Source organism: Fibrobacter sp., assembly GCF_045131395.1.
In the GTDB taxonomy this organism is placed as follows: Bacteria; Fibrobacterota; Fibrobacteria; order Fibrobacterales; family Fibrobacteraceae; genus Fibrobacter.
Genome location: NZ_JBGUQY010000005.1, coordinates 108,231 through 119,832 on the forward strand (window position 1 = coordinate 108,231; position 11,602 = coordinate 119,832).

5 protein-coding genes are annotated in these 11,602 nt (G+C 49.3%); 4 read left to right on the top strand and 1 reads right to left on the bottom strand.

The window, feature by feature from the left end; translation table 11 throughout:
* The first annotated feature begins 51 nt into the window (after positions 1–51).
* Positions 52–3,723, top strand: a complete 3,672-nt coding sequence (locus ACJMNB_RS04110; RefSeq protein ID WP_405339269.1) for an SNF2-related protein — start codon at positions 52–54, stop codon at positions 3,721–3,723.
* 17 nt (positions 3,724–3,740) lie between these two features.
* Here ACJMNB_RS04110 and ACJMNB_RS04115 read toward each other — a convergent pair whose 3' ends face one another.
* Positions 3,741–6,275 carry a cellulase family glycosylhydrolase gene (locus ACJMNB_RS04115; RefSeq protein WP_405339271.1) on the bottom strand — a complete coding sequence of 845 codons (2,535 nt, stop codon included), beginning with the start codon at positions 6,273–6,275 and terminating at the stop codon, positions 3,741–3,743.
* A gap of 169 nt (positions 6,276–6,444) precedes the next feature.
* Between ACJMNB_RS04115 and ACJMNB_RS04120 the strand changes: the two genes are divergently transcribed.
* Genes ACJMNB_RS04120 through ACJMNB_RS04130 form a run of 3 tightly spaced genes read left to right on the top strand, consistent with a single transcriptional unit; the run spans position 6,445 to position 11,546 of the window.
* Positions 6,445–8,112, top strand: coding sequence for a hypothetical protein (locus ACJMNB_RS04120; RefSeq protein ID WP_405339273.1), 1,668 nt, complete (start codon positions 6,445–6,447; stop codon positions 8,110–8,112).
* A gap of 45 nt (positions 8,113–8,157) precedes the next feature.
* Positions 8,158–10,167, top strand: coding sequence for a hypothetical protein (locus ACJMNB_RS04125; protein WP_405339275.1), 2,010 nt, complete (start codon positions 8,158–8,160; stop codon positions 10,165–10,167).
* A 23-nt stretch (positions 10,168–10,190) separates the two neighbouring features.
* A complete protein-coding gene (locus ACJMNB_RS04130) occupies positions 10,191–11,546 on the top strand; it encodes a hypothetical protein (RefSeq protein WP_405339277.1) in 1,356 nt (451 codons plus the stop codon).
* The last annotated feature ends 56 nt before the right edge of the window (positions 11,547–11,602 follow it).

Sequence of the window (11,602 nt, forward strand, 5' to 3'; positions counted from 1 at the left end):
ATGCACAAATGAGCAATTTTTGCCAAAGAAAATTGCTATATTTGGGCGACTATGGATTATGGTGTTTATGGAAGTACCTGGTGGAGCAAAAAGTGGCTGGACCACTTGCTTGCTGGTGCATCCGGAAGGGATATTGATTACGCCTTTAAGTATGTGACGCGGGGGCAGGTTCAGCCGTTTACGGTGGCTGATAACCGCGTCATGGCGTCGGTCAAGGGCCCTAATGGAGGACTCCATAATGTGTACCTGGTTTTCCCGAAGTTCGACAAGGAACGGGCCGAAGTCTTTGTGGGACTTTTGAAACAGCAGCCTGTAGAATTGGCGGCACTTGCCAACGGGGCTATCAATCCTTCCATTGAATTGATTGTCGGAAAGAGCGGGCTTGAGCTTTTTGAATCCTGCGACCGCGTGAACATGAATTGCGATTGCAAGGATCCGCTGCCGTGCCGTTACGTGATTTCGGTGTTCTTGAAGCTTGCCGAAATGATGTCTGCCGATCCGTTTGTACTTTTCAAGATTCATGGCTTGGACATTGCCTACCTGAAGGATTACAAGCCGGAACCCATTGAATCGGATGTGCCCAGTGAACCGACGCTGGTGCGAATTTTGCCGGTGAACAACCGGGTGGCGTCGCCCCGAATCCCGATGTTCAAGTTTGGGGAATGGCGGGACTATTCCCATATTCTGCCGGCGATGCTTGCGAATTTCCCGGAGTTTTGCCCGGCGGGAAACTTCAAGAAAAGTTTTGTAGACGAACTGGAACGTTGTCGCGCTTTCTATAATCATTACGAAAAATTTGAACAGTTTGCCCAGGACTTTGGCATTTACCACGCCCATACTTTCTTGATGGAAAAGGAGCGCCTGCAGATTGTGCATGGGCGCGGGTGGCAGTGGACTTTTAACCAGCTCGAAGACGAACGTGAAGTGGCGACGGGTCTTTCGGTCGAAAATGTGATGGGAGCCCTTTGCCGCCTGAACCAGGATTGCGTGTGGCATAACCATGTGACGGTGCGCTTTGTGCATCAGTTGCTGCAAGTGGCGTATTACCTGGTGCGTTGCGGTGCGATTTACCCGCAGGTGTTCTGGTTGAATAACGTGACGGCGCAGATGCGCTGGTTGCCTGCGGAAATGTTGCCGGATGTGTTGGCTGTGGTGGCGGAGCTTGAAAAATCCGTCCCCGATGACTTTGCCTTTACGGTGCGTGAACAGATCCGCGAAGACTTGGATAGCGCTGCCGAGCATATTCTCTCGGTGTTTATTGGCAAGTTGTTGCGTTTTGCTCGTACGGCCCAGAGCTATAAGAAAGGCCCTCACGAAAACCTGCTGGGATTTTTCTTTGATTGCAAGTCGGGGCGCCTTGCTGCCAATGGCCTCAAGATTCCCTCGAAGATACAGGCTTGGTTCTCGGTCTACAATTCGCTGGAATTTAACCACAAGATTATTTTCCATTGCTCGGAGCTGGGCAAGGAAATTGCGCTGAATGTTCTGGTGGAATCTTCGGCGGGGCGCGAAACGCTGGAGACGCTTTTTGAAAATAGCGACCCGAGACTTTTGTCGCTGATGAACGTGCTGAATTGCGTTGCCGAAACCTTCAAGCCGCTGAAGGGTTATCTGGAACGCCGCGCCGTGGAGCCGTTGGTGATGCATGGCGCGGAACTCAAGGAATTCGTGACTTATTCAGTCAAGAAATTCGAAGTGTTCGGTATCGTGACGGAAATGCCCCGATCCTTAAGGGAAATGGCGCGGCCCAAGACGCAGATGAAGCTGAAGGGAAGCCTCGGTATCGGCGCCTTTACGGCGGGAGATCTGCTGGACTTTGACTGGGAAGTGGCTCTCGGCGACGAGAATGTTTCTGCCGAAGAATTCTTGCGGCTGGCGAAGGATGCGGGCGGTCTCTTGAAGTATAAGGACCGCTACATCGAATACACGTCGGATGACTTGGCGCTTTTGCAGCAGCGCTTGGATGAACACGAAAAGAAGAAGGACGCGCCTGCCGCTGACGCCGCGGCGGATTCTGCGGAGAATGCCGAAGGCGACGCGGAGGGTAGCGAAGGCGATTCCGAAGCAGAAAACTTTATTCCCTCGACGGCGAAACTGATTCAGGCCTGCCTCACGGGCAAATGCGACGACATTCCCGTGAACATGACCGACGGCTTGAAACAACAGTTTGATTCTTGGCGCGGCGAAACCGAAATCGCCTTGCCGCAGAACTTGAATGCGACACTTCGCCCCTATCAGGAACGCGGCTATTCCTGGATGTACAAGAACCTGGAAATGGGCTTTGGCTGCATTCTGGCCGATGACATGGGCCTCGGTAAAACGCTTCAGGTAATTGCCTTCTTGCTGAAGATGAAGCAGGACGGTCGCTTGAATGAAGGCCGCGCGCTGGTGGTGGTACCGGCGGGTCTTTTGTGCAACTGGCAGATGGAGGTCAAGAAGTTTGCGCCGGAGCTGACCGTGTTTACTTACCATGGGGCTTCGAGAAAGCTGGACAAGTTCAATGCGGACTTGCTGATTACGACTTATTCCACTTGCCGCTTGGACTTCAAGAAGCTGGAAAAGCTGAACTGGCAGGTGGTGGTTATAGACGAAGCCCAGAACATCAAGAATGCCGACAGCGAGCAGAGCCGAAAGATTCGTGCCTTCAGGGCGCCCATGAAAATTGCCATGAGCGGTACTCCGGTAGAAAACCGCCTTATGGAATTCTGGACCATTATGGATTTCTGCAACCGCGGCTTTTTGCCTTCGGCCAATGAATTCCGCGACAAGTACGAGACGCCTATCCAGAAAAATGCGAACCAGGCTGTCGCCGACCGTTTCAAGAAAATTACCGGCCCCTTCATGCTACGCCGCATGAAGACGGACAAGAGCATTATCAGTGACTTGCCCGATAAAATCCAGCAGAACGAATATGCGGCCCTCACGCGCTCTCAGGCGGCCTTGTACAAGCGTACGCTCGACGAGTTCATGAAGGAACTGCAAATGCTTGAAGAAGGCGCTTCTATTGATATTAATGAAGAGGTGCTGGCTGAAGTTGCAAATACTTCTGGCGCGTCGAATGCAGCGGGCGATTCCCATAGTCTCTTTAAGCGTAAGGGCTTGATTCTCCAGATGATTTTGTCGCTGAAGCAGATTTGCAACCACCCGCGTACTTACCTGAAGGCGGGGGAGGCGAAGGTCGAAGATTCCGGGAAGCTTTCCATGCTTCTGGATTTGCTGCGCTCGATTCAGGATCAAGGTGAAAAGGCTATTATCTTTACGCAGTTCCGCGAAATGGGCGAACTCTTGAAAGAAACTCTGGATCGCGAACTTGGCATTACGGCGGATTTTTATCACGGCGGCTGTACGCAGAACCAGCGCAACGAAATGGTGCGCAAGTTCCAGGAAGACCCTGAAACGAAGGTGCTGATTCTTTCGCTGAAGGCGGCCGGCACGGGCCTTAATTTGACCGCCGCTTCCCAGGTGATTCATTACGACCTTTGGTGGAACCCGGCGATTGAGGCGCAGGCCACTGACCGTGCCTTCCGTATCGGGCAGACGAAGAATGTGCAGGTGCACCGCTTTATTACCAAGGGAACCTTCGAAGAAAAAATCGATGCCCTGCTGGAAGCCAAGAAGGCTGTTGCCCAGATGACGGTGAATGCCGGTGAAACCTGGCTCGCCGACATGGACGATAAACAACTGGGCGAAATCTTTGCCTTAGATTCCGCCCCGGTTTTATAAGCTGTATTTATATCGCTTTATTTAATATTTGCCTTAATCGACTGTATGCCGCTCTTGCTCTTGACGCGGATAATATAGTGCCCGTCGGTGATGTTCTGGAGCGAAACGTCGTTTGTATTTGCAGACTTAATCGTTTTCATGACCATATTGCCCATGATATCGAAAACCTGTATGCTTGCGACTTCGTTCGTGGCGATGTAAAGATGCTTGTCTTCGACGCTTAGGCCAAATGCTGGCTTTTGGATGGTTGCGATAGCCTCGGTACCATTGCTGAGTTTGTAATTCGATAAGGTAACTGCGTCGTCGGTTCCAGAAACGGCTATGGTTAATGTGGCCGATGAGCCTGTTGCCGTGAAATCGCATGTAATGGTTGTGGTCTTTTTGGAAATGTCGAAGGCATCGGAGCAAAGTTTTTGATCTCCGCTTGTAACCTTAACCGAAATGGCTGCTTCTTCATTCTCGGTTGCAACTTCGAAACTGATGACATAGTCTTCTCTCTTGGTAAGAGAAATGTCGCGTGTGATAATGCGCTTCTTGCCAGAAAGAGATGTGCCCAAGATGACACCATCGGCGGTGTTGTTGGACAATACGGTGTTTTCGGAATTCCAATCGGCGTTTACAACAGTGTTTTGACTGGAACTGCTTGCGATTGTTTTGCTGGAGCTGCTTATGGTCGGAATGATTATGGCTGAAGAGCTACTGACGATGGCTTTGCTCGAACTGCTGACAATTTTTTGACTAGAGCTGCTGAGTGCCTTGCTGGAGCTGGATGTCGGTTTGGAACTGGAGCTCGGAATGATTGTAGAACTGCTGGAGGATTTCGGTGTGACGGTCCCGGCGCATGCAGTGTAATCGCTGTAGCCCGGAAGGTTGTCAAATACGTTGGTGTTTAACCATGTGCCGCTCTTGGAATAGTTCCAGGTTGTAGAAGTCGGTCTTGTGGTTGCGCTGAAGTATGAACCGCCCTGGCCGTCGCCCCCATAAAGTCCGCTCACGTCTTCGGTCAAGTTGGTGAGTGACCAGTTTGCAGACGAAAGCTTGTGGGTGTTCATCCAGGTTTGCCAAGTTGTATTGGAGCTTGCGACGGCGCCTTTCCCGTCGGCATTTATCGTTCCCCATTCGCTAACGAAAACGGACAAACCGGCGTTCATTGCCTTGACGGCGTTTGCACCTTCAACGGATGTGGAATGGGAACCGGCATAATAGTGGAATGCGTAGGCAGTGTTGTTGTATTTGTCGGTAACCTTTGAATTGATTGCTGCGTTTGGCTGTTGATCCCACATTGGGGTGCCTACGATAATCAAGTTGTCAGAATATTCTCGAATGACGGATATGACCTGGTTCGCATAGGTTCTGATGCTGCCCCATCCCAGGTATCCGCCACCAAATTCGATTTCCGAACAATCTCCGGTTCCGCCTGTGATGCAGGCAGGTTCGTTAAAAATTTCGAAAATCACGTTGTCGTATTCGCCCCATTTACTTGCCATGCGGGTAAAGAATTCTTTGGCGTTGGTAACGTCTTCGTGGGCTCTGTGGCTATGATAGTCGATGATTACGTAAATGTCGTTGTCGATTGCGGCTTGAACCACTTCGTCCATCAAATTTTGGTAGTAGCGAGTGCTGGTAAAGTAGTTCCCGTCACCCCATTCTTCATCGACGCCCATTGCAGCGCGGATGAGCTGGATGTTGTGCTCCTTGACCATTCGTGTAATGACGTCTGCGTCCCAGAATGCGGCCGAAGCGTCGTTGATGCTCCAGAAGAGGCTCATGCCCTTGACTTGTACTTCTTTTCCGCTGACGCTCCAGGTGGGACAAGAACCGTAAATGCGTCCGTAACCGGATGCGTTGGTACCTGTTTGTAATTGTCCGTATTGGGCAACGGGGCCGACTCGTTTGCCATTCTGCTGGGTAGAGGAGCTGGATTTCGGAGTGATGGTGCTGCTAGAGGATGTGGGGGTGACTCCGCCGCAGCTGATAGCGGTTTTTATGACCTGAATGGACATAATCGAAAAACCGGCTCCATCGAAATAAGTCGCCTCGTCGGTGAAGTCGCCGACTGTATGTCCTGCGTTTATATAGAGGTTGGCGGTTTTATCGGAAGCATCGCAATGCTTGTAGGTCTTGGATGTGTATATCGCGTCTAGAGGAGAAAAGCTGAGCTCGTCGCTTAGGTATTGGATTTCTCCATCTGAAGATTGAATTCCGATGGATGCTCCATAATTGGTTTCGCCGGTCTCGTCGTTGTAAAAATAGTAGCCGAGGGCTTCGATTTGATAAGAATATCCGTATTCCAGGGGAACTTTATGTAACGCTTGGATGTAGTAATCGTAGGTAGTGGGGCCGTTAGACCAGAATTTAAGGACGTAATTGTAATCACCGTCGTACTCGCCTTCGATTGCGCCCATTCTTGCTCCACCTTTTACGTTAAGGCTCCAGCTGGTGGGAACGTACTCGTTGTAGTAAAAGTCGCCATCTCCACCCAAGGCGTCGGCGGCACTGGCCATGGCTGTTGCGGTTATAATTGTGCAAACTATAGTTTTGCTTAATTTCATACACATCCCTTTGTTTTTTTAAACACCATCACTGAAAGATAATTTTTTTTTACACAATTTCCAATAAAAAATATTGAATTTTGTTTACAAATGTGATGAAAATCATTGACGATTGTTAACTATTGTTTTACATTTCGTCTTTGAATAATTTTTTGAAAAGAGGAAAGTAATGAAAAAATCACTTTTTCTGCTAGTTCCGGCAGCTTTTGGCATGTTGACGCTGAGTGCTTGCTTTGACGAGTCGTCGACATCGGGTTCTTCGGAATCAAACAAGAGCGCTTGTTTGCTCAATCCCTCCGAAACAGGACTCGAAATTGCCTGTAATAACGAAAGCTACGGCTTCCTTAAGACCTCGTCAGGTGGCGTGTATGGCTCCTGCGGTGCCGAAGCTTTAAGAGACGATTCCGGGTTCAAGCTGGTTTGCGGCGGTGATTCTGTCGGTGTCGTGTATAATGGTAAGGCTGGCCGTAATGGTGTGAATGGTGATAATGGCTTAAATGGCCAGAATGGTGAAAACGGTACTTCCTGCGAAGCCAAGAAGGTTGAAAGCGGCTTTGAACTGTTCTGTGGCGAAAAAAAGGTTGGCTTGATTCCGAACGGACATTCCTGTACGGTTTCCAAAACAGACGGAGCTTCCGTGATTAGTTGTGAAGACGGAACCGAGGCCACCGTTTTGAACGGCATTAACGGAAAGAATGGTACTAACGGCATCAATGGAACGAGTTGTACGACGAGTTCTTTGAAGTCGATTGATATTGATGGTGGTGTATATTCTACAATCACCTGTGGAACAACGACTGTTAAAATTTATGATGGTGCCAAGGGTGAGCAGGGCGAACAGGGTGAACCTGGCGAAAACTGCACTGTTTCCAAGAATGCGACGACGGGCGTGACGACCATTACCTGCGGTGACGATGTGGCTAAGGTATATGATGGTGAAAATGGTGCTGCCGGTAAGAATGGCGACAACTGCTCGATCGAGGACAATGGCGATGGTACTGCAACCATTACCTGCGGTACTGGAACAAGTGCAACGACCTATACTGTGAAAGATGGTGCCGCTGGTGAAAATGGTGCTGCCGGTAAGAATGGCGACAACTGCACTATCGAAGACAATGGTGACGGATCCGCCACGATTACTTGCGGAACTGGTACTGGCGCAACGACGTATACCGTTAACGATGGCGCTGCCGGTGCGAAGGGTGATGTTGGTTATAGCTGCTCTGCCACGAGTGCTGTTGGATATTCGATCATTTCTTGCCAGACAGGTGTTGATGCAGACGAAAATCCTGTTTATGAGGCAGACACTATCCTTGCTGCTGGCTATGCAACATGCGGTGATGAAAATAAAAATGTTTACAATACCCTCACGCATACTTGTGTTGCCGGTGTCGTGACGGCGTTTGATTGTGGTTCTGCCATTCTTGGCTCTAACCAGTTCTGCGAAAACGGTGTCGCGTATGATACTGCCGCTTACTGGACGGCCGCAACGACTTACCCGAAGGCGACATACGGTAGGTGCGAGGAGAATGACGGATCTGATACGGGTGAAGTGACTATTGGTGCATACTACTTGCTGGCTTCTCAAATTTGCAAAGGCTTGGTTGCTGTGGATAAGTATCAGGGATGTAACGGTGTTCTCTATAACGCAACAACCCATTTCTGCAAAGCTGGTACAATTTATGCCCTTTGCGGTGGCGAAACCTATGATCCTGCGACCGATTTCTGTGTTGGTGAGACAACGTTCGATCTTGAACATTTCGGCCCTTGTGGTGACACGTACTATGACAAGGGATCGCAGACTTGCGAAGATGGCGTTCCTACTGATAAAGAATAACCCAGCATAAAGGCAAAACATTTTTAAAAAAGGATACCAAAAACTATGAAACTCAAACTCGCATTTGGAATCGCATCTGCCGCTATGCTGCTTAGTGCTTGCGGCGACGATACCGTTACAAACATTACGGACGAAGCAAAGTCCAAGGGCACAATCACTCTCAAGGTTGTGGACAACAACACTGGCCTTGCCATTGATTCTGCTGAAGTCTATTCCCTCATTGATGCCGAAACGGAATATACGGACTCGGTGGGTGTCACCACTTGGAAGAAGAACGCCATCGGTGATTACGAGTACACAATCGTTAAAGAAGGTTACGCTACCCGTACATATACGGCCCTGCTTCAGGAAAATAGCCAGGGCGACATCGCCCGCGTAGAAGACCGTATCGAAATCGTTCCCATGTACAAGGAAGGCGTTTCGGTTAAGGGTACCGTGTTGCTGAAGGATCCCCAGAATGGTAACCTTTCTGCAGCAAAGAACGTGAAGGTTGTTCTCTCTTACGACAATACCTTCATCGTTCCTTCCGAAATCACGACCAAGACCGATACCTCGGGCGTGTACGAATTCAAGAACCTGGCCGAAGGTCTTACCTACTCTGTTAAGGTTCCGCAGGTGTCTGTGGATGACAAGACCTACGCTTCTGAAGAACGCAAGGTTATCAACTCTGAACTCCGCAATGGTGAACAGCGTGTTCTTGAACCGGTGACCATGTCCATCGTGGGCCTCACGCCGGAACTCATCAAGGACAATCTGCAGAGCCTTGAAACCGACGACAACGTGAAGCTTTCCTTCTCGACGGCTTTGCTGGCAGACTCCGTGTCTACGGCATGGAAGGTCTACAAGGGTGCTTACAACTACTATGTTGACGAATATGATGTGGTTTACCCTGATCTTGTTATCGGTAGCAATACGGAAGTGTTGGTCACGGCATCTTTGGATGAAGATGATAGAACCGTGGTGATCAAGCCGGTTTCTGAAAAGTGGACCAAGCTTGCGACCTATACGGTTGTGGGTACCGTGTACACCAACGAAGGCAAGAGCGTTCGCGTTACCAAGAAGTTTGTGCCGGGTAGCACCGTGTCTAGGCCCGACTTGATCAAGGGCCTGGTTGCCGAAGACTATTATGGTCGCTATGTCGCATTGCGCTGGAATAAGGGCGAAAATGAAGTCAAGGGCTACAAGGTGTTCTTCCAGACGAGCGAATCTGCTGATTTCGAAGAATACAAGGCTTGGGGCTCCGGAGAACTTCCGATTGACTCTACTTCTTGCAAGAAAGAAACGAACGTGATGAATTGCGTGCAGTACGAAGAATTCGGTAACTTTAGCCGCCAAGAAACCAATTACAATTACTTCTGGTATACGGATTCTTCCAGGACTGAAGTGACTTCAATGGATGATTATGACACCTATGAATATACCTTCACTTGGACAAAGTCTTCTGCTCTGGATTCAGTGACTTGCACGGTTCCGTATGGTTATTCGTATTCGACATATTGTGCTGATTATGATGATGCGTATGGATCTTATACGAACTATTCGGGAAGTTACGATGCAGATGATCATTACATCTATACATACAAGTGGCGCTTTAACAAGGCTCTTGCCGAACCGGTGACCTGTACTTCGAAAAACTACAGCTATTCCAGCATGGCCAATGAATGCTATGAAGTTTATGCCGAGATTGGAACGGCTCCGACAACTACAACGCGTTACTATGTAACGGCTTACACGGATTCCGTGTCCTGCACTACTAAGTATGATCAGACTATGTATATGAATGACTCGAAGTGTGCTGACAATGCTGATCAGTATGGCGCATACGACCGCTCCAGTATTGATCATGACTACTACTGGTATAGAGGATATGCTTCCATCAAGCCGACTGCCGAAAGTGAACGCGCCTTCGTCTCTACTGCAAGCGTGGTTCGCACCGGTACGGAATGGGTCAAGTTCATTGTGCTCCCGTACGTGATTGTGGACGGCGATACGGTTACGGCTGACGCTGTCTCTGCAACTCCCAGCAAGTTCGAAGTTAAAACAGAAAAAGAATAAGCAACTAATCAATAGGTAACAACATGAATAAAAAGGTTTTAATTCTTTTATCGTCTGCCGCCGCATTGATGACGGGTTGCTTGGAAGATGAAGTTGTCAACGCAACTGATGAGGCAAAGACTAATTCTACGATTACGATGAAGATTGTGGATTCCAAGTCTGGTCTTCCCATTGATTCGGCTGTGGTTTATTCGGAACTGGATCAGGATACGCTCTATTCTGATTCCATGGGCGTTGTCACATGGGAAAAGAATGCTATCGGTGATTACCGCTACATCGTTTCTAAAGAAGGCTATGCTCACCAGATTGCAAATATCTCTATCGAAGAATCCGGCAAGGGCAGCACCGCCCGCGTGGCCGACAAGATTCTGCAGATAGATTTGCACAAGGAAGGCGTTACCGTTAACGGAACGGTTCTTCTTAAGGATACCAAGACAGACAACTTGACTGCCGCTTCCAAGATTCCGGTGGTCATCAGGTATGTCAACGGTGAAGTCTATCCGTCTGAAATCAAGACAACCACCGATGCTTCTGGCGTGTTCTCTTTCAAGAACTTGGCAGAAAACTGTGAGTACCAGATTGTGGTCCCGCAGGCAGAAATCGATGGCCAGACCTATGAGGCCCGCAACGCCGATGAGTTGGTGGTGGGAGGCCTCCGCGCTGGTGAAGTTCGTAGCATGAATCAGATTACCATGGAAGTGGTCGGTCTGCTTCCGGAACTGATCCGCACGAATTTTGCGACTCTGGATACCATCGACGAAGATGCCGATATTTTTCTGACCTTCTCTACTGACCTTGTGGAAGACTCCGTGGAAAACGCCTGGTCGGTTTACAAGGGCGGTATCGCTAACGTAGAAGCTGGTCGCTGCGAAGGTGGCGCCCAGGTGTTGGTGGCTTCGGGACTTGACCGTGATGGCAAAACCGTTATGGTCAATTCCATTTCCAACAGGTGGAACCGCACTACCTATTGCCTTGAAGGTTCTGTTTACACTAAGGAAGGCCGCTCCAAGAAATTGGCGCTGAACTTTACACCCGGTTCTCTTTCTGGTCGTCCGTCTAACGTAACCAAGATTACTTTCGACGATACGGAAAACAAGCTTTCCTGGACGGTGTATAAGAACGAAATTGCCGGTCTTTCTGGCTATAAGATCTTCTATAGGACAGATCGTATGGCGGATGCCCTTGAATTCAGGGATATTACCGACAATAAGACCACTGAAATCAATATCAATCTCTATGACACTCGTTTCGAAGACGCAACCCGCGTATACTTCTACGTGTTGCCTTATGCCGAAATCAACGGCAAGATTGTTACTTCTGACGTGGGTGACGAAGACCTCCTGACGAAGAAGGTTGACCTCGTTACCGGCGACGAGTAATTCAAAAGGTGATTGAACGAAGGGCGGGGCCTTAGGCCTCGCCCTTTCTGTATATA

Bases quoted from the DNA above. Each gene is read 5' to 3' on its own strand.
- ACJMNB_RS04110 (WP_405339269.1), top strand. From the start codon at position 52: ATGGATTATGGTGTTTATGGAAGTACCTGGTGGAGCAAAAAGTGGCTG.
- ACJMNB_RS04115 (WP_405339271.1), bottom strand. From the start codon at position 6,275: ATGAAATTAAGCAAAACTATAGTTTGCACAATTATAACCGCAACAGCC.
- ACJMNB_RS04120 (WP_405339273.1), top strand. From the start codon at position 6,445: ATGAAAAAATCACTTTTTCTGCTAGTTCCGGCAGCTTTTGGCATGTTG.
- ACJMNB_RS04125 (WP_405339275.1), top strand. From the start codon at position 8,158: ATGAAACTCAAACTCGCATTTGGAATCGCATCTGCCGCTATGCTGCTT.
- ACJMNB_RS04130 (WP_405339277.1), top strand. From the start codon at position 10,191: ATGAATAAAAAGGTTTTAATTCTTTTATCGTCTGCCGCCGCATTGATG.